General features: G+C 68.6%; 15 protein-coding genes. 9 read left to right on the forward strand and 6 right to left on the reverse strand.

Annotated features, from left to right (window positions below):
• Positions 1–10: 10 nt before the first annotated feature.
• The 3 genes from AB0B82_RS23415 to AB0B82_RS23425 all read right to left on the reverse strand — a co-directional run bounded on the left by AB0B82_RS23415 (position 11) and on the right by AB0B82_RS23425 (position 4,992).
• A complete protein-coding gene (locus tag AB0B82_RS23415; protein WP_360172199.1) occupies positions 11–1,477 on the reverse strand; it encodes an ATP-binding protein in 1,467 nt (488 codons plus the stop codon).
• Positions 1,477–3,138 (reverse strand): FAD-dependent oxidoreductase, encoded by a 1,662-nt coding sequence (locus tag AB0B82_RS23420; RefSeq protein WP_360172202.1) that lies wholly within the window; start codon positions 3,136–3,138, stop codon positions 1,477–1,479. Before AB0B82_RS23420 ends, AB0B82_RS23415 begins: the two co-directional genes overlap by 1 nt.
• 105 nt (positions 3,139–3,243) lie before the next feature.
• Positions 3,244–4,992: a glycoside hydrolase family 18 protein gene (locus AB0B82_RS23425; RefSeq protein ID WP_360172205.1), complete on the reverse strand. Its 1,749-nt coding sequence runs from the start codon at positions 4,990–4,992 to the stop codon at positions 3,244–3,246.
• 239 nt (positions 4,993–5,231) lie between these two features.
• On the opposite strand from AB0B82_RS23425, the gene AB0B82_RS23430 reads away from it, so the two are divergent.
• On the forward strand, positions 5,232–8,222 hold the full coding sequence (locus tag AB0B82_RS23430; RefSeq protein WP_360172208.1) for a S8 family serine peptidase: 2,991 nt from the start codon (positions 5,232–5,234) through the stop codon (positions 8,220–8,222).
• A gap of 4 nt (positions 8,223–8,226) precedes the next feature.
• Here AB0B82_RS23430 and AB0B82_RS23435 read toward each other — a convergent pair whose 3' ends face one another.
• Complete coding sequence (locus AB0B82_RS23435; protein ID WP_360172211.1) at positions 8,227–8,982, reverse strand: hypothetical protein; 756 nt, start codon at positions 8,980–8,982, stop codon at positions 8,227–8,229.
• Between the two features lie 668 nt (positions 8,983–9,650).
• Between AB0B82_RS23435 and AB0B82_RS23440 the strand changes: the two genes are divergently transcribed.
• The 3 genes from AB0B82_RS23440 to ligD are packed head-to-tail and all read left to right on the forward strand — an operon-like array spanning position 9,651 to position 12,935.
• Entirely contained in the window at positions 9,651–10,775 is a 1,125-nt protein-coding gene (locus AB0B82_RS23440; protein WP_360172214.1) for a helix-turn-helix domain-containing protein, read from the forward strand.
• A gap of 13 nt (positions 10,776–10,788) precedes the next feature.
• A complete protein-coding gene (locus tag AB0B82_RS23445; protein ID WP_360172217.1) occupies positions 10,789–11,934 on the forward strand; it encodes a branched-chain amino acid aminotransferase in 1,146 nt (381 codons plus the stop codon).
• A gap of 35 nt (positions 11,935–11,969) precedes the next feature.
• A complete protein-coding gene (ligD, locus tag AB0B82_RS23450) occupies positions 11,970–12,935 on the forward strand; it encodes a non-homologous end-joining DNA ligase (protein WP_360172220.1) in 966 nt (321 codons plus the stop codon).
• On the opposite strand, the gene AB0B82_RS23455 is transcribed toward ligD, so the two are convergent.
• Positions 12,932–13,534, reverse strand: coding sequence for a TetR/AcrR family transcriptional regulator (locus AB0B82_RS23455; RefSeq protein WP_360172223.1), 603 nt, complete (start codon positions 13,532–13,534; stop codon positions 12,932–12,934). The genes ligD and AB0B82_RS23455 overlap by 4 nt on opposite strands.
• A gap of 83 nt (positions 13,535–13,617) precedes the next feature.
• Here AB0B82_RS23455 and AB0B82_RS23460 point away from each other — a divergent pair, with 83 nt between their 5' ends.
• Both AB0B82_RS23460 and AB0B82_RS23465 read left to right on the forward strand, forming a co-directional pair.
• Entirely contained in the window at positions 13,618–14,964 is a 1,347-nt protein-coding gene (locus AB0B82_RS23460) for an FAD-dependent monooxygenase (RefSeq protein ID WP_360172226.1), read from the forward strand.
• 10 nt (positions 14,965–14,974) lie between these two features.
• Positions 14,975–15,610, forward strand: coding sequence for a nucleoside/nucleotide kinase family protein (locus tag AB0B82_RS23465; protein ID WP_360172229.1), 636 nt, complete (start codon positions 14,975–14,977; stop codon positions 15,608–15,610).
• On the opposite strand, the gene AB0B82_RS23470 is transcribed toward AB0B82_RS23465, so the two are convergent.
• The gene (locus AB0B82_RS23470) at positions 15,567–16,328 is read right to left on the reverse strand and encodes a TetR/AcrR family transcriptional regulator (RefSeq protein ID WP_360172232.1); all 762 of its coding nucleotides are present in this window, start codon (positions 16,326–16,328) and stop codon (positions 15,567–15,569) included. The genes AB0B82_RS23465 and AB0B82_RS23470 overlap by 44 nt on opposite strands.
• A gap of 81 nt (positions 16,329–16,409) precedes the next feature.
• On the opposite strand from AB0B82_RS23470, the gene AB0B82_RS23475 reads away from it, so the two are divergent.
• The 3 genes from AB0B82_RS23475 (at position 16,410) to AB0B82_RS23485 (ending at position 18,541) form a co-directional block, all read left to right on the forward strand.
• A complete protein-coding gene (locus AB0B82_RS23475) occupies positions 16,410–17,309 on the forward strand; it encodes an ATP-binding cassette domain-containing protein (RefSeq protein WP_360172235.1) in 900 nt (299 codons plus the stop codon).
• Positions 17,310–17,319: 10 nt separating this feature from the next.
• Positions 17,320–18,093 carry an ABC transporter permease gene (locus AB0B82_RS23480; RefSeq protein WP_360172238.1) on the forward strand — a complete coding sequence of 258 codons (774 nt, stop codon included), beginning with the start codon at positions 17,320–17,322 and terminating at the stop codon, positions 18,091–18,093.
• Positions 18,094–18,340: 247 nt separating this feature from the next.
• Positions 18,341–18,541 carry a hypothetical protein gene (locus tag AB0B82_RS23485; RefSeq protein WP_360172240.1) on the forward strand — a complete coding sequence of 67 codons (201 nt, stop codon included), beginning with the start codon at positions 18,341–18,343 and terminating at the stop codon, positions 18,539–18,541.
• The last annotated feature ends 121 nt before the right edge of the window (positions 18,542–18,662 follow it).

The raw sequence follows: 18,662 nt of genomic DNA on the forward strand, positions 1-18,662 counted from the left end.
AACCAACGCCTCAGGAAAGTAGTGACGTGTCGGTTTCGAGCTCTCGCTCGGGCTCGAGCGGCAACACGATCTTGAAGACGGTGTGGCCGGGCTCGGACTCGACCCGCAGGTCGCCGTGGTGCTTCTTGACGATGATGCGCCACGAGATGTCCAGACCGAGGCCGGTGCCTTCGCCGATCGGCTTCGTGGTGAAGAACGGCTCGAAGATCCGCCGCCGGATCTCCTCGGGGATACCCGGACCGGTGTCACCGATCTCCACGACCGCGTAGGCGCCGTCACGACGGGTGCGGAGCGTCAGCGTTCCGGAGCCGCCCATCGCGCTGACCGCGTTGTCGATGATGTTGGTCCACACCTGGTTGAGCTCCGCGGCGTACGCCGGGATCGCCGGCAGGTCCGGGTCGAAGTCCTTGACGATCTCGTACCCTTGTAGCTTCCCGGACATCATCACCAGCGTCGACTTGAGCAGTTCGCGCAGGTCGACGGTCTGGTACGGCGCGCGGTCGATCTGCGAGTACTGCTTGGCGGCACCGACCAGCGTCGAGATCCGGGTGACCGAGTCGTCGATCTCGTTCATCAGCGACTCGGTGTCGATCGTGTACATCAGCCACCGGACGGCGCCTTCGAGGTACTTCGGGCCGACCGCGGTCAGGACCTTCTCCATCCACTCGACGTCGAGGCCCGCGGACGCGAGCACCGGCGCGACGTCCCAGCTCGCCTGGACGTCATGGTCGTCGAGCCAGTCGGTGAGGGTGTCCTCGCGGTCGGACAGCTCCATCGGGGAGACGTCCTTGTCCTTGTTCTTGTCGAGGCGTTCGACGGCGTCGTCCTGCAGCGCGACGATCTGGTGCAACTTGGTCGCGTCGAGGGTGCCGTCGGCAAGCATCGCGAGCTTCGACCGCATCCCGGACACGCGCTGCCGCAGCGTCGCGGCGGCGCGGACCGCGGCGGCGGCCGGGTTGTTCAGCTCGTGGGTCAGACCCGCGGACAGCGAGCCGAGCGCGAGCAGCCGCTCCCGCTCGCCGAGCGTCTCGTTGGTCCGCCGCATGCCCATGATGAAGCCCTCGATGAGGTGCACCGCCATCGGGAACCAGGTGTTCATCATCTTCGCCATCGTCTCGGCGCCGACGACGTAGAACTCCGACGGTTGGGTCACCTGCATCGTGGCGGTGTACGACTTGTGGTCCGCGGCACCGAAGAACGCGTTGAACGCACCGGCGTACACACCGCGCTGGCTGGTCCGGTTGATCTCCACGAGCTCACCGTGGGAGACCTTGCACAGCCGCAGCTCACCGGACAGCAGCACGTAGCAGCAGGTGGCTTCGTCGCCTTCGTTGAAGACCGTGCCGTCGTTCCACGTCTCGACGTACCCGGCCTCGGACAGCCACTGGAGTTGCTCGTCGTTCAGGCTCTCGAAGAGGAACAGCGTGCGGAGCTCGTCAGGGGTGAGCCGCCGCGGCTGCACAGCTTGGTCGGTCATCAGAGCATCTCCAGGTATCGGTGCACCAGTGTGACGGCCATCGCTCCGTCGCCGACCGCGGAGGCGACGCGCTTCACCGACTCGGCCCGTACGTCGCCCGCGGCGAACACACCAGGCATGCTCGTCTCCAGGTGGTACGGCTCCCGTTCGAGCGGCCAGCCGGGCGGTTTGCCGTGCAGGTCCGGTCCGGTGAGCACGAATCCTCGGTCGTCGCGGAGCAGGTCACCCGGCAGCCAGTCCGTCCGCGGGGCCGCGCCGATGAACACGAACATCCATTCCGTGTCCACCTCCCGGCTCTCCCCGGTCACACTGTTCAGCAGGATGAGACGCTCCAGGTGCTCCGAGCCCTTACAGGAAACGACCTGCGTGCAGGTGTGCACCTCGATGTTGTCGATCTGGTCGATCTGATCGATCAGGTACGACGACATCGTCGCGGTGAGCGATGGTCCTCTCACCAGCATATGCACGCGCTTGGCATGCCTCGAGAAATAGACCGCCGCCTGACCGGCCGAGTTGGCGCCGCCGATGATGTACACCTCGGCACCGGCGCACGCCGGGCCCTCCGTGGTCGCCGAACCGTAGTAGATGCCGCGACCGCACAGATCGTCGACGCCGGGCGCTTGCAGGGTCCGGTACGAGACACCCGTCGCCAGGATCACGGAGTGCGCCGAGATCTCACTCCCGTCGGCGAACCGCAACTGACGCGCGTTACCGAGCTTCTCCAGCCCGACGACCTGTCGGGTGGTGAGCAGCTCGGCGCCGAACCGGACCGCCTGGCGCCGCGCCCGGTCCGTCAGCTGCGCCCCGGACACGCCGTCCGGGAAGCCGAGGTAGTTCTCGATCCGGCTCGACTGACCCGCCTGACCGCCGGTCGCCAACTGCTCGACCAGAACCGTCCGCAGACCCTCGCTGGCGCCGTACACCGCCGCGCCGAGCCCCGCCGGGCCGCCGCCGACCACGACCAGGTCGTAGAAGTCCTTCGCGGGCGACGTGGACAGCCCGACCTTCTGCGCCAGCTCGGCCTCGGACGGCGCGACCATCACGGTGGCGTCCGGCGTGATCACGACGGGCAGCGTCGTACCGTCGACCTCGGCCGCGTCGAGGAGGCGCTTGGCGTCGTCGTCGTCGACGTTCAGCCAGCGGTACGGTACGGCGTTGCGCGCGAGGAAGTCGCGGGCGGCGAAGGACGGCGCCGACCAGCGGTGCCCGATCACGCGGGTCTCGTCGGCGGACGGCTCCGGCGTCGACCGCCACAGGTCGAGCATCGCGTCGACCACCGGGTACAGCTTCTCCTCCGGCGGGTTCCACGGCTTCAGCAGGTAGTGGTCGAGGTCGACCACGTTGATCGCCTGGATCGCGGCATCGGTGTCGGCGTACGCCGTCAGCAGCACGCGGCGGGCCAGCGGGAACAGGTCCATCGCGGCCTCGAGGAACTCGATACCGGACATCTGCGGCATCCGGTAGTCGGCCAGCAGCAGCGCGACCGGCTCGCCGCGGAGCTTGAGCTCCTTCAGCGCGTCGAGGGCCTGTGCCGGGTTCTCCGCCCGGACGATGCGGTTCTCCTCGCCGTACCGACGGCGGAGGTCACGGGCGATCGAGCGGGAAACCCCGGGATCGTCGTCAACGGTGAGGATCACCGCGCGGGTCGTCGACGCTGTCATGCCTCCTTCATACCAGCGCGACCCCCAACCGCGGCATCGGTCATCCACAGGCTCCGGTCCGGCCCGCGGGGGCGGCGCGCGGGCCGGACCGGTTCGGGGCAGCTCCTACGGGAGGGCGTCGAGGTACGGCGCGTGGCTGTTCCGGAACTCCCAGTTGTAGTAGTGGTCCCAGTTGATCGACCACGTCATAAGTCCGCGGAACGCCGGCGAAGGACCACCGCGCAGGCTGTAGCCGCCGCAGTTCTGGCCCTTCACCAAGCAGTCGAGCGCCGTGTGCACGGCTGCCGGGGCGGTGTAGCCGTTGCCCGCGCTGACCGCCGCCGGGAGCCCGAAACCGATCTGGTCCTCGCGCAGTCCCGGGAATGTGTGGCCGGTGTTCGCCACCGGGAAGCCCGCCTTGACCATGTCGGTCATCGCGATGTGGAAGTCGGCGCCGCCCATGGTGTGGTACTGGTTGTCCAGCCCCATCACCGGACCGGAGTTGTAGTCCTGGACGTGCAGCACGGTCAGCGCGTCCCGCAGCGCATGGATCACCGGCAGGTAGGACCCGGTCCGGTTGTCGCCGCCGCCGGCACCGCCGTAGAACTGGTAGCCGACCTGGACGAAGAACGTCTCGGGCGCCATCGTCAGCACGAAGCCAGAACCGTACTTCGCCTTCAGCGTCTTCAGCGCCGAGATCAGGTTCACGATCACCGGTGTGGTCGGGTTGCGGAAGTCGGTGTCCCCCGGGTTCAGGTAGAGCGAGTGGCCCTCGAAGTCGATGTCGAGCCCGTCCAGGCCGTAGCGGTCGATGATGGCGCTCACCGAGCTGACGAACGCATCCCGGGCCGCGGTGGTGGTCAGCTGCACCTGCCCATTCGCGCCGCCGATGGAGATCAGCACCTTCTTACCGGCGGCCTGCTTGGCCTTGACGGCCGCCGCGAACTCGGCGTCGCTCTCGACGTTGGGGCACTCGCTGACCGGGCAGCGGTTGAACCTGATGTCTCCCGAGGTCACCGAGGTCGGCTCACCGAAGGCCAGGTTGATGATGTCCCACTCCTGCGGTACGTCGGCCATCCGCACGTACCCGGACCCGTTCGCGAAGCTCGCATGCAGGTACCCGATGAGCGCGTGCTTCGCCAGCCCGCCGCCAGAACAGCCCGCCGTGGTACCTGTCACCGCTGCGGACTTCGCCGACTCACCAGCACTGTTGTACGCCGCAACCGAGTACGAGTGGCTGCTGCACGCAGTGAGGCCGCTCAGCGTCGCCGTCGTACCAGTGACCGTCTGTACGACGGTCGCGCCCTCGTAAACGCGGTACCCGGTGACGGTGCCCGTGGCAGCCGGCCAACTCAAGGAAATCGAGGTGGCGGTCGTACCAGTGATGGACGGCGTACCAGGAGCACTCGGCGCACCCGGCGTACCGCCCGGGCCGTCCAGTGCGAAGTCGTCGGCCTGGTACGCCGGCTGGCCGTACCAACCGTGCACGTAGACCTGTGCTGACGTCTGACCGGCTGCAGTGGTGAACGTCAGACTCAGCTGGCTGTAGCTCGTTGCGGACGGCGTCCAGGTGGATGCGCCACCGGTGACACCCAGGTACACGTACGAGCCGCGCACCCACGCCGACAGCGTGTACGTCGTACCCGGCTGCACCGGCACCGTTTGACTGCACTGGGCGTAGTCGGAGCTCGTCACCGCACCATTCAGGGCGTGCCCTCCGGTGCGTACCGGCGTACTGACGACTGAGCCGCCGGAGCACGACCAGCCGTCCAGCGCGCCGGTCTCGAAGCCCGGGTTGGTGAGGATGTTCGCGGCCTGCGCCGGAACGACAATGCTCGCGAGCAGGACGCCGAAAACCACAGCAAGCCATCGCATAGCTATTTAGTAGAGAGCTTCCATAACTCACGGTCAATGCGTCACTGCGGCGGGTACCCGACGCTGTCGGAAACCCGGCCCGCCGGGCGCTGGGTGGCAGGTTTTCGCCAGCGGCTAGTTGAAGCCAAAACCGTGTGGTACCGGCGGCAGGTTGGCAGGCTTCTGCGCGTCCGAGCTCGGGGGCGGGCGGCCGGGGCTACAGCCCACGGCCAGGACAACATGCCGTGGAGGGCATTCACGTGAACCATCCCAACCTGCGTCGGCGCGCAGCCCTGCTGGCGGGCGCCGCGCTGATCACCACCGCCTTGGTGGCTCCACCGGGCTCTGCGACGCCAGGAGAGGCCGCACCCACCAGTAGCCGTTTCGGCTTCGCTCCCGGGCGGTACGTCGTCACTCTGGCCGACAAGCCGCTGGCGACGTACCAGGGTGGCGTTGCCGGGCTGCAGGCGACCAAGCCGGCCCGGGGCCGCAAGGTCGAGGTCAACAGCACCAACGGGAAGGCGTACCGCGCCTACCTGTCCGGCAAGCACGCAAAGGTCGCTGCCGCCGTCGGTGCGAAGGTCGACCAGGAGTACTCGACCACGCTGAACGGTTTCGCCACCACGCTGACCGCCAAGCAGGTCAACCAGCTCAGCAAGACCGCCGGCGTGGTTTCGGTCGTTCCCGACCAGCTGCACGTGGCCCTGGACGACCGCAACCCCACCGACTTCCTCAAGCTGTCCGGCAAGACCGGCGTGTGGAACCAGCTCGGCGGTACGGCGACCGCGGGCAAGGGCGTCGTGGTCGGTGTGGTCGACACGGGCATCTGGCCCGAGAGCGCGTCACTGTCCGGCCCTGCGCTCGGTACCGAGCCGCCGACCGCGGCCGACCCGTACCGCCCGTACCGGTCCGGCTCCTCGATCGTCATGGAGAAGGCGGACGGCAACACGTTCACCGGTAGCTGTGAGGCCGGCCAGGACTTCACCGCGGACCTGTGCAACGCCAAGCTGATCAGCGCGAAGTACTTCGGCGACGGCTGGCTCAGCGTGGTCCCGCCGGAGCTGCGCGCCGACTACGAGTCGCCGCGCGACGGTGAGGGTCACGGCACGCACACCGCCACGACCGCTGCCGGCCGCGCCGGCGTGGACGCGTCCGTCGGCGGCATCGACTTCGGCACGGTCACGGGTGTCGCTCCAGCCGCCAAGATTGCGGTCTACAAGGCGCTCTGGACCGGCAAGGGCACCGGGAACTCCGGTGGCCTCACGTCGGACATCGTCGCCGCTATCGACCAGGCCGTCGCGGACGGCGTCGACGTCATCAACTACTCGGTCGGCTCCATCATCGAGTCGCGGCACACCGACCCGATCCAGCTGGCGTTCCTGTCCGCCGCGTCCGCGGGTGTCTTCGTCTCCGCTGCCGCCGGTAACTCCGGTCCGGACGCGTCGACGCTCGACAACACCTCTCCGTGGGTCACCACGGTCGGCGCCACCACAGTCGCGCCGTACGAGGGCACTGTCGTGCTGGGCAACGGCCAGAAGTACGCCGGCCTCAGCACGACCGTGGTGTCGCCGACCGGGAGCAAGCCGCTGGTCAACGGGGTCGCGGTGAAGAACGCGGGTGCGAGTGACTCCGACGCCCTGCTCTGCATGGCGAACACGCTGGACCCGGCGAAGACGGCCGGAAAGATCGTTGCGTGTGACCGCGGTGTCAACGGCCGCGTGGAGAAGTCCACCGAGGTCAAGCGGGCCGGTGGCGTCGGCATGGTGCTGCTGAATCTGTTCCCGCAGGACGTGGTCGGCGACTCCCACGCCGTACCGACCGTGCACGTGAACGCGCCTGGCGCCCTGACCGTGAAGTCGTACGCCGAGCAGTCCGGCGCCACGGCCGAGCTGATTCCCGGCAACACGAGTGGCGTGAAGACGCCGTACCCGCAGATGGCCGACTTCTCCTCGCGCGGACCGTCGCTGTCCAGCAACGGCGACCTGCTCAAGCCTGATATCGCTGCGCCCGGTGTGAACGTCCTGGCTGCTGTTGCCCCGCCGACCAACAACGGCGAGGACTACGCGTTCCTGTCCGGTACGTCGATGGCTGCACCGCACGTTGCCGGTCTGGCCGCGCTGTACCTGTCGAAGTACCCGGACCTGTCGCCGATGGCGATCAAGTCGGCGCTGATGACGACCGCCGGCGATGTACTGACCTCCACCGGGGCTGTCGACAAGAACCCGTTCGACGCGGGCGCCGGCCAGGTGCAACCGGCCAAGATGCTGGACCCGGGCCTGGTGTACGACGCGGGCGACGTGGACTGGCTGGGCTACCTGGAAGGCAGTGGTGTCCAGACCGGTACCGGCGTGCCGGCCATCGACCCGAGCAACTACAACGCCCCGTCGATCGCCGTCGGGCAGCTGCTCGGCACGCAGACCGTCACGCGCCGGGTGACCGCCGTGACTCCGGGCCTGTACCGGGCCACGGTCTCGGTGCCGGGCATGAAGGCCCAGGTGATTCCGTCGGTGCTGAACTTCACCAAGGCCGGTGAGACCAAGACGTTCACGGTGAAGCTCACGCTGGACAGTGGCGACTCGGGTACGACCACGAGCGGCTGGCTGACCTGGCAGGGCGCCGGCAAGACGGTCCGCAGCCCGATTGCCGTCGTACCGACGTCCGTCCTCGCTCCGACCGCTGTGAGTGGCTCCGGTGCGTCCGGCTCCGCCTCGTTCACGGCGACCGTCGGCAAGGCCGGTACGCCGATCCGCTCGTACGGTGTCGTGTCCGCACCGCTCGTGCCCGGTGCGGTACCGGCCGGGGCTGCAGACGCGGACCTGCCGGACTACCCGGTCACCGTGACCGCCCAGACCAAGGCGGTGCAGTGGAACATCAAGACCGTGGACCCGGCCGGCAGCATCTGGCTGGTGCTCTACAAGGTCGTGAACGGCCAGATCCAGTTCCTGTCGTTCGTCGGTGACGGCTCCAACCAGGCGTCGGCCAGTCTGCCCGCGCCGACCCCGGGTGTGTGGGGCGTCCTCGCGATCACGCTGTCGAACCCGCCGGGTGCGAGCACCACGGAGTACACGATGCAGACCAACATCGTGACCGCGGCGTCCGGCAACACGCTCAAGGTGTCGCCGCCGGTGGCTCCGGGTGCGTTCAAGCCGTTCCAGGTGACCGCGTCCTGGTCGAACGTACCGACCGACCGGCGCTCCACCGGGTTCGTCGAGTTCCCGAACCGGGCCGGGACCGTGGTGACGCTGAACTGACCGGTCAGATCCAGCGCCTCCGGGCGGCCTGAACGCCTGCCTGGAACCGGGTCTGCGCGCCGAGAGCATCCATCAGCGCGCGGACCCGGCGTTGGGTCGTCCGGGGGCTGATCCGCAACCGCCGGCTGATCATGTCGTCGGTGGCACCCCCGGCCAGCAGCATCAGGATGTCGCGGTCCGGTGCCCGCAGCTGCGCCACCTCACCGCTGGCCGCGAGCTCCGGCATCGGAACCGCGAGCCCCCAGAACATTTCGAACGTCGCGATCAGCCCGTCGAGCAGTCCGGACGACCGAATCAGCAAGTGGCACTCCGCCGGTGCCTGCTTGGTCAACGCGACCAGCGCCATGTTGTCGTCCCCGAGCACCATCTTCATCGGCATCTGCGGCAGCACCCGGCTGACCTCACCCGCCGCCTGCAGCGCGGGCAGCACCGCCATCACCTCGTCGGACTCGAACACCTCGAACCCGTAGATCGCCCGGTACGCCAGTCCGTCGGCCAGGCGCTCCAGCTCGAGCTTCTGCTGCGCGGCCGGCGGCGCCGAGTACGGCCCCCGGTCGAGCGCCCGGATCTGCACCTGGCAGGTGCGCTGCATGTTCTCGTACGCCGCGAGCAACGTCGGCCAGTCCTGGATCAACTCGACCTGGTTCCCGTCCAGCACCGGCTTCCCACGAGCTTCCCGCAACTCGTCGGCCACCCTGCGCAACCGAGCCACCTGAGCGTCCAGCTCATCCAGCGGATCCACCACCGAACCGTCCGCCACCGCATCACCTCTCACCAACCAGCCAAACCCCTCCACACTAAACCGCGTCAATTAACTCCTCGTTGCTGTCTCATGGACCGCAGTCCAGGCAGGGCCACGGACGTCCGCAGCGCGAGCACCGGCCGTCAGGAGCGGGCGCAGGCAGCCAGACCGTCCTCGGCTGCGTCTCCGGCGCTGCCGCCGGGACGGCAGGTGTGGCGACAGGCGGCGCGGCAGACGACGCGACGGGCGGCGCAGCAGCGGACGCGACAGGCGCCGTGGCAGGCGGCACCGGCGCTGCAGGGACAGGTGGTGGGGCGAGCCAGAGGAGCTGGGTGGTGGTGTGTGCGGCGAGGAGGGAGTCGAGGTCGGGCCAGGTCGAGGTGTTGGGCCAGCGATCGAGCCACCTGAGGGCGACGGCGCCGTCGGACCACTCCGCGCCTTCCGCGAGGACCCGGGAACCTGGGGTGGCGGTGGCACGGACCAGACGGAAGAGGCGAGCCTGTCGCTGCAGCGTGTTCACCTGACCAGGCTGACCCAGAACACAGTGCGCACAACAGGTGTGGGCTGTGGGCTGTCAGAACAGCCCACAGCCCACATGCCCTTGTTCTGCACGGTTTTTGTCGGCGAGGGCTTGTAGCTTGACCGGCACGCACCACATGAGCTCGAAGCGCGAACGGGGTGATCCTGTGACCGAGACGACCGCTTTCGGTCCCCTGCTGCGGGAGTGCAGGCAGGCGGCCGGACTGAGCCTGCGCCAACTGGCAGCACGCGTCGGCTACGACCACAGCTACCTGGCCCAGGTGGAGCGCGGGCAGCGGCCGGGCTCTGCGGACCTGGCGCGCCGCTGCGACCAGGAGCTCGGCACCGCCGGCCGCCTGGCCGCCGCCTTCGAGCAGTCCGGCGTCGAGCGCAGACCTGACCGGCGACGCCCCGAAGCCGACCCGCTGGAGGCAGCGTGGCGCGGACTGGTCGCGCCGCTCGGCCGGAGCGAGCCGATGCTCGACGAGACCCGCAGCATCGCACCGGCCGTGCTCCTCCCAGAGCTGGTGCGTCGCCTGTCCGGAGCAGGCCGGACCGAGTCGGTCGAGCTCAGTCTCCTGATCGCGGAGACACTGACCAGACTGGGCGACCACAGCGCAGCCAGGCGCTGGTGGTGGGCAGCCCGCGCAGCCGCCGACAGCCGTGGTGGAGCAGGACAGGCCGCCCTGGTGCGAGCACGAGAGGTGATCAGCGGTCTGGCCGAGCGACGCACGCTGACGGAGCTCCTCGAGCTCGCGGACGAGTCGGTCGCGCTCGCGCTCCGAGCGTCCAGTGCGGGCGGGTGCACGCCACTCGCCGCACGCGCACTGGTCCTGGCTGAGCTCGGCCAGACCGACGATGCGCATCAGGCACTCCAACAGCTCATCGGCGCCGGCGACGAGCTGGCATCACCCCAGTCGCCGGTCCACGAGCAGCATTGGGCCGAGGGACGCGTCTGCACCGAGCTCGGGTACGGCGCCGCCGGCTGCGTCCTGCTCGACCGCGCCAGGGAGCTCTGTCCGGCCAGCTGGATCGGTGAGCGCGCACGACTTGAGCTGTCCCTGGCCGAGTGCCTCGCTGTCGCCGGAGAGGTTCCGGCCGGGCTGGCCACCGCGCTGCGCGTGCTGATCGAGCTCCCTGATCAGTGGCACGACCTCTTCGTGTACGACGCCGCCGCACGCGTGCTGCACGCCGTACGAGCAGCGCCAGGTGCGAGCGCGCTGCGGGAACTGCTCGCGCGGTCGCCGTACCGAGGTGGTCGCACTGTGGGCATCGGGTCGAGGACAAGCTGATGGCAGGGGTAGCGTGCGGCGAGTGACAGGTGATCAGCAGGCAACGGTCGTGACAGAGCCATGGGATTTCGCGGTCGAGCTGCGTCCCGACCCGGCCAGTGCCGAGCAGCGGAAGGCCGTCCTCGCCAAGCCGGCGTTCGGACAGTCGTTCACGGACCACATGGTGGTCGCCAACTGGTCGCTGGACCGCGGCTGGCACGACGCGAAGGTCACTGCCTACGCGCCGCTGTCGGTCAGCCCGGCGGCCGCGGTCCTGCACTACTCGCAGGAGATCTTCGAAGGCCTGAAGGCGTACCGGCACGCGGACGGCTCGGTGTGGGCCTTCCGTCCGGACAGGAACGCCGCCCGGTTCGCGACCAGCGCCCAGCGGCTCGCGTTGCCGCACGTGACCGAGGAGTCGTTCGTCGCCGCCCTGCGTGCGCTGGTGACTGTCGACGAGGCCTGGGTCCCGTCAGCGGACGACGGTGAGACCAGCCTGTACCTCCGGCCGTACATGATCGCCACCGAGGCGGCACTGAGTGTCCGCCCCGCCCAGGAGGTGCTGTTCGGCGTCATCGCCTCCCCCTCCGGCCCGTACTTCGACACCGGCCCCAAGCCGGTCTCCATCTGGCTGACGACCTCGACCATCCGCGCCACGCCGGGCGGCACCGGCGCGGCGAAGTGCGGCGGCAACTACGCCGCCAGCCTGGCCGGCATGGCCGAGGCCGTGGCGAACGGGTGCGAGCAGGTCGCGTTCGTCGACGCCGTCGAGCACAAGTGGCTCGAGGAAATCGGCAGCATGAACATGTTCTTCGTCTTCGCCGACGGCCGGATCGCAACGCCTGAGCTGTCCGGGACGATCCTCGAAGGAGTCACCCGCGCGTCGGTGCTGGAGCTGGCCGCCGACCTCGGCCACCCGGTCGAGGAGCGCCGGATCGCGGCCGACGAGTGGCTCGACGGCGTGCGGTCCGGTGAGATCACCGAGGTCTTTGCCTCCGGCACCGCCGCGGTCATCACCCCGATCGGTCGCGTCGCCTGGCCGGACGGCGATCTGACCATCGGCGACCACTCCGTCGATTACGGCGTCGGCCCGGTCACCAGCAAGATCCGCAGTACGCTGCTCGACCTCCAGTACGGCCGGATCCCCGACACCCGCGGCTGGCTCACGCGCCTCGCCTGATGCCGTTTGTCCCCGGCGCCGGTTAGGTTGACGTCATGGCCGCGTCCAAGGGAAAGTCTCCGGCGATCGAACTCGAGATCGAGGGACGGACGGTCCGGATCTCGAATCCGGACCGGGTGTACTTCCCGGCGCGCGGAGAGACCAAGCTGGACCTGGTGAAGTACTACCTGTCCGTCGGCGACGGGATCGTCAACGCGCTGCGCGAGCGGCCGTGCATGCTGCACCGCTTCCCCGAAGGTGTTTCCGGCGAGAAGGTGCACCAGAAGCGGCTGCCGCACGGGGCGCCACCGTGGATGGAAACCGTCCGCGTGACCTTCCCGCGGTACAACCGGACCGCCGACGAGCTGTGCGTCACCGAGATCGCGCACGTCGCCTGGGCGGTGCAGATGTCGACGGTCGAGTTCCACCCGTGGAACTCGCGCCGAGCCGATACCGAGAAGCCCGACGAGTGGCGCATCGACCTCGACCCGATGCCCGACTGCCCGTTCGACCGGGTCCGCCGGGTCGCGCACACCGTCCACGAGGTCCTCGACGAGCTCGGCGCGGTCGGCTACCCGAAGACGTCCGGCGGCTCGGGGATCCACATCTACGTCCGGGTGGAGCCGGCGTACGGCTTCTCCGACGTACGGCGGGCCGCGCTGGCGTTCGCGCGGGAGGTGGAGCGACGAGCGCCGAAAGATGTCACCACCACTTGGTGGCGCAAGGATCGTGACCCGCGGCTGGTGTTCGTCGACTACAACCAGAACGCCCGCGACCACACGATCGCCTCGGCGTACTCGGTCCGCGGCAACCCGGAAGGCACCGTCTCGACCCCGATCCGCTGGGACGAGATCGACGACGTGAACCCGAAGGACTTCACGATCGCCACCGTCCCCGCCCGCTACGCCGAGCTCGGCGACCTGCACGCCACCATCGACGACAACGTGTACTCGCTCGACACCCTCATCGAGTGGGCCGACCGCGACGAACGCGAAGGCGCGGAGGCTCCACCGGAGGACTAACCGGTGAGGCCGTGGTGCAACAGGTCGGTGAGGAGGTCGATCGCGGTGTCGTCGGGGATGGTGCGGCCTTGGGCCGGGTTCACGACGAGCCAGGTGTAGGCGAAGCCTTCCAGCAGGGCGTTCATCGCGGACACCGTGACCAGCGGGTCGGCCGGCGGGGTCGGCAGGTGACCGAAGTGCTCGACCAGGTGCGCGTCGTCGTCGGCCATGATCTGCTGCAGCCGCCGTCCCAGCTCCGGATCGACCATCGCGGCCTGCTTCACCGCGATCATCTCCGGCAGGTGCGCCTGGTAGAACTGCCAGAACGACGCCACGTGCCAGCGGATCGCTGACCGCTTGCTGAAGTCGGCGTCGTGCTCGGCGTCGTCGACGACCGTCGCGTCCGCCTCCGCGAGCATGTCGCGCAGCAACGCCTCGAGCAGCTCTTCCTTGCTCGCGAAGTGGTTGTAGAACGACCCCGTCGCGCGCCCCGCCGCCGCGGTGATGTCGGTGATCTTCGTGTTCAGGTACCCGCGCTCGGCGAAGACCTCGCGCGCGGCCTGCTTCAGCGCTGCCTCGGTCCCGGCCGCCCGCTGCCGGCGGCTCACCGTCTCCGTCACGACAACCTCCTTGACATCGAACCCTAGCCACCGCCACACTGAATCTGAATTCAGTGAATCAAGATTCAGTCAAGGAGTCCAGCATGAACGTCCTGATCGCCGGCGCCGGCCCGACCGGGCTGACCCTCGGCATCGAGCTGGCCCGGCGCGGTATCGCGGTCCGGGTGATCGACAAGGCGACCGAGTTCTTCAACGGATCGCGCGGCGACGGCCTGCAACCGCGGACGCTGGAGGTCTTCGAGGATCTCGGCGTCCTCGACGAGGTGCTGCGGCGCGGACAGCCGATGCCGGCGCTGAAGGTGTACGTCGGCGGCCGATACGTCGCCGACCGCCGCATGGCCGAGCCGGTCGAGCCGCGGCCGGACGTCCCGTACCCGAACGGCCACATGCTCGGCCAGTCCCAGACCGAGGAGATCCTGCGTACCAAGCTCGCCGAGTACGGCGTCCACGTCGAACTGGGGACCGCAATCGTCGGCTTCTCCCAGACTGCCGACGCGGTGACCGCCGACCTGTCGACGGGCGAGACTGTCCAGGTCGACCACCTGGTCGGCGCCGACGGCGGGAAGAGCTTCGTCCGCAAGCACCTCGGGGTCGCATTCGAGGGCACGACCGACGAGTCGATCCGGATGCTGCTCGGTGACGTCGCGGCCGACGGACTCGACCACGAGGTCGGCTACTGGTTCGGCGGCCAGGACAACCCGATGTCCGGGATCGCACTGACCCCGCTGGCTGGTGGCGACCAGTTCCAGTTCGCCGCGCCGCTCGACCGCGAGGACGCGGACACCTCCCTCGAGGGGCTGCAGGAGCTGGTCGATCAGTACGCCGGTCCGGGTACGGCGAAGCTCCGCGACCTCACCTGGTCGACCGTCTGGCGTCCGAACGTGCGACTGGCCGCGCAGTTCCGGGTCGGCCGGGTCTTCATCGCCGGTGACGCCGCACATGTCCATCCGCCGACCGGCGGTCAGGGACTGAACACCGGCGTCCAGGACGCGTACAACCTCGGCTGGAAGCTCGCGGACGGACGCGAGGAGGTCCTGGCGAGCTACGAGACCGAGCGCCGCACGAACGCGCAGCGGGTACTCGGAATCAGCCAGGACCTGATGCAGAAGCACGTCGACGGCGACGAGTCGGCGCTGGAGCGCGGCGAGAACACCCGCCAGCTCGACATCTCGTACCGCGACCCGTCGGACACCCGCCCGCTGGCGCCCGGCGACCGGGCTCCGGACGCTCCGCTCATCGATGCCGAGGGCAACAAGGTGCGGCTGTTCGAGCTGCTCCGCGGACCGCACGAGACGCTGCTGCGATTCGCCCCGACCACCCCGGCAACCCATCCGCACACCGTCGACATCAGCACGCCGGAAGCGTTCGAGAGCTACCACGCGCAGCCGGGCGACGAGATTCTGATCCGGCCGGACAACTACCTGGCCTAGGATCTCTGGCGTGCAGACGCTGGACCTGGCCGCCGCCTACGATCGCGCCGTCGCGTTGGCGACGCGTGAGTGGCGGCAGCTCCTCGGCATCACCGGAGCACCGGCGGCGGGCAAGTCGACGTACGCCGAGCAGCTCACCGAGAAGCTGTTTGCCGAGGGGCACCGCGTGGCGCTGGTGCCGATGGACGGCTTCCACCTCGCGCAGTCCGTACTCGAGGAGCTCGGGCTGACCGACGTCAAAGGCGCACCGCACACCTTCGACGGCTACGGGTACGTCACCCTGCTGCGCCGGTTGAAGCACTCGCCCGACGAACCCGTCTGGGCGCCGCGCTTCGACCGGCGCATCGAGGACTCGATCGCCGCGAGCATCGGCATCGCCCCCGACGTCACGTTGGTCATCACCGAGGGCAACTACCTGCTGCTCGACGAGCCGCCGTGGTCGGAGGTACGCCGCCTGCTCGACGAATGCTGGTACGTCGAGGTGCCCGAGGAACTCCGCCACGCCCGACTCGAGGCCAGGCACCGCGCCTTCGGCCGATCGGCAGCGGAGGCGCACGACCGGACGTACGGCTCGGACGAACGCAACGCCCAGCTGATCGCAGCTACGGCGAAGGCTGCGGACGCGGTCCTCCGACTCGGTCGATGAACGCGGCGACGCCGTCCAGGTAGAGCTGCAACCCGAAGTCGAAGTCGGCCTCGCTGTCCTCCTCGAAGGTTCCGACTTCGTCGAACACGCCGGCCTCGACGGTCCGCACCACCGCCGGATAGACGCGCGGATCGGCGACCCGGCGGAGCGTCGCACCGAACTTCCGGAACGCATCCGGGTTGTCCTGGTAGCCGGCCGCGAGATCGAAGGCCATCCGGACCTCACCCTGCACATAGGTGATCAGACCCATCACCACGCCGACCTTCGCCTCTTCCGGCAGCCCGGTGTCCTTCAGCACGCCGAGCGCGGAATCGAACCAGGCGAGATTGTTCGGTCCGGCCGGCGGGCCGGAGATCGGCAACTTCGAGTACCACGGATGGCGGCGGATCGCGGTCAGCACGCCGTCGGCCCAGAACGTCAGACCGGTCCGCCAGTCGATGCCCTCCGGCATCGGATCCGGACGCTCGAGCGCGGCGTCCGACATCATCACGAACAGTTCGTCCTTGCTCTTCACGTGCCGGTACAGCGCCATCGTCGAGTTGCCGAGCCGCTCCGCGACGCGCGCCATCGACACCGCGGCCAGACCTTCGGCGTCGGCGAGCGCGATCGCCGCGGCGACGATGTCGTCGAGGCTCAACGAGGGTTTCGGCCCGCGTCGCGACGGCTCCCGCAGCCGCCACATCAGCGCCACATCGGCCGGCAACTCGTCGTTGTCCACCGGGTCAGTTTAGGGCTTGCCAAACGATACTGCGTACCTGCTACGCTATTTAGCGTATGAGATACGCAGTAAGGAGGGGCGATGATCATCGAGGCGCGCGAGCTGCGGAAGTCGTACGACGCCACCGAGGTGCTGTCCGGCGTCGACCTGAGCGTCGCGGAGGGGTCGGTGCTGGCACTGCTCGGACCGAACGGCGCGGGCAAGACCACCACGGTGCGCATCCTGACCACGCTGACCCGCCCAGACTCCGGTACGGCGACGATCGCCGGGTACGACGTGCTGCGCGAGCCGGCCAAGGCGCGCGGGGTGATCAGCCTGACCGGGCAGTACGCCGCGGTCGACGAGAACCAGACCGGCCGGGAGAACCTGGTGATGGTCGGCCGCCTGATGCACCTGGGCCGGCGTACCGCGCAGCGACGTACCGGTGAACTGCTGGAGCAGTTCGGTCTGATCGACGCGATGAATCAGCGCGTGAAGACGTACTCGGGCGGCATGCGGCGCAAGCTCGACCTGGCGATGAGCCTGATCGCGCGACCGCGGGTGATCTTCCTCGACGAGCCGACCACCGGACTGGACCCGGCGAGCCGTTCGGCGATGTGGGACGCGATCGTCGACCTTGTCCGCGACGGTACGACGATCCTGCTCACCACGCAGTACCTGGAGGAGGCGGACCGGCTCGCGGATCGGGTCGTGCTCCTCGACCGCGGGCGCATCGTCGCCAACGGCACGGTGGACGCGCTCAAGGCGCAGATCGGCGGCGAGCGGATCGAGTTGCGCTTCAGCGACGAGGTTCGCGTGCAGAAGGCAGCCGGCGTACTCGACGGAGTGATCGACCACCTGGTGCTGAACGTGCCGTCGGACGGTACCGCGGCGCACCTGCACCACGTGCTCGACGTACTGCGCGACAACGGCCTCGAACCGGAGCGAGTGTCGTCGCACCGGCCGACGCTCGACGACGTGTTCCTCGCATTGACCGCCTGAGGAGGTGCTGATGTCACACCAGGGAGTTGCCGCCGCCTGCACGGACGTGGTGACGATGATCGACCGCAGCGTCCGGCTGGCCCGGCGCAACGTCGACACGTTGTTCGTGTCGCTGCTGCTACCGCTGCTCATGATGGCGCTGTTCGTCTATGTGTTCGGCGGCGCGATCAACACGGGCACGGAGTACGTGAACTACGTCGTCCCGGGGATCTTGCTGCTCACGACCGGGTACGGCGCCTCGTCGACCGCGATGGTCGTCGCGGACGACATGCACAACGGGATGATCGATCGGCTGCGCTCACTGCCCATCCACAGCTTCGCCGTGCTGACCGGCCATGTGGTCGCCAGCGTGGCACGCAACGCCGCGTCGACGGCGATCGTCATCCTGGCGTCGCTCGCCATGGGGTTCCGGCCGGACGCCGGCGTGCTGGAGTGGCTGGCCGCGCTCGGCCTGCTGCTGTTGTACGTGACCGCTCTGTCATGGCTCGCGGCCGCACTCGGCGTGATCGCGAGATCGGTGGAGTCGGCCAGCACACTCAGCTTCTTCATGTTGTTCCTCCCGTACCTGAGCAGCGCATTCGTCCCGCCGGAGTCGATGCCGTCGTGGCTGCAGCCGATCAGCGAGCACCAGCCGATCACTCCGGTGATCGAGACCGTCCGCAGTCTGCTGACCGGCACCCCGCTGGGGAACAGCGGCACGATCGCACTGGCCTGGTGTTGTGGTCTATTCCTGTTCTCGGTGGTACTCGCGACAGCGCTGTACCGACGGCGGGCGAACCGCTGACCGCAGGTTCGACGCCGTTCGGCGACGACTCGGGTACGGAAAGTTCGGACGTGACCCCTTCGAGGGGTTAAGTTCGAGGTCCCCCCCAACGTGTGGTGGTCCCACTCCCCCCGGGACCCACACGGACAAGCGCCCCGATCACTGATCGGGGCGCTCTGTTTTTTCTTCGATTTTCTTCGGCCCGCGTGTCATATCCGGCCGCTCTGGATCGACGTATCAGTGAGAGCGACCAAGGGAGAGGGTCAGAATGAACACCACCACCACCGAGATCCGGAACATGATCGTCACGATGCTGGCCGAGGGGAACCCGGTCTGGTACGTCGCCGCGATGGTCAAGATGCGCAACCACGACGTCTACGTGATCGGCCGCGAAGCCGGTTACCCCGATCAGGCCAAACTGCGCCGCGCCGTCTGGGCCGCGCGCAACCGCACACTGCAAGCCGCCTGACCCGATTTCAGGCCGCTCGAGCCGATACGACGAAGGTCATCGCCTGGGAGAACCGGCTGTTCTGGAACGCGGCCATCACCGCCCCGACCGCGATGCTGATGAGGAAGCTGATGATCAGCGA

The sequence above is a fragment of the Kribbella sp. NPDC048915 genome (assembly GCF_040649595.1).
In the GTDB taxonomy this organism is placed as follows: domain Bacteria; phylum Actinomycetota; class Actinomycetes; order Propionibacteriales; family Kribbellaceae; genus Kribbella.

Excerpts from the sequence above, each read along its gene's own strand:
- AB0B82_RS23415 (WP_360172199.1), bottom strand. The coding sequence starts at position 1,477 with ATGACCGACCAAGCTGTGCAGCCGCGGCGGCTCACCCCTGACGAGCTC.
- AB0B82_RS23420 (WP_360172202.1), bottom strand. The coding sequence starts at position 3,138 with ATGACAGCGTCGACGACCCGCGCGGTGATCCTCACCGTTGACGACGAT.
- AB0B82_RS23425 (WP_360172205.1), bottom strand. The coding sequence starts at position 4,992 with ATGCGATGGCTTGCTGTGGTTTTCGGCGTCCTGCTCGCGAGCATTGTC.
- ligD (WP_360172220.1), top strand. The coding sequence starts at position 11,970 with ATGGCCGCGTCCAAGGGAAAGTCTCCGGCGATCGAACTCGAGATCGAG.
- AB0B82_RS23460 (WP_360172226.1), top strand. The coding sequence starts at position 13,618 with ATGAACGTCCTGATCGCCGGCGCCGGCCCGACCGGGCTGACCCTCGGC.
- AB0B82_RS23475 (WP_360172235.1), top strand. The coding sequence starts at position 16,410 with ATGATCATCGAGGCGCGCGAGCTGCGGAAGTCGTACGACGCCACCGAG.
- AB0B82_RS23480 (WP_360172238.1), top strand. The coding sequence starts at position 17,320 with ATGTCACACCAGGGAGTTGCCGCCGCCTGCACGGACGTGGTGACGATG.
- AB0B82_RS23485 (WP_360172240.1), top strand. The coding sequence starts at position 18,341 with ATGAACACCACCACCACCGAGATCCGGAACATGATCGTCACGATGCTG.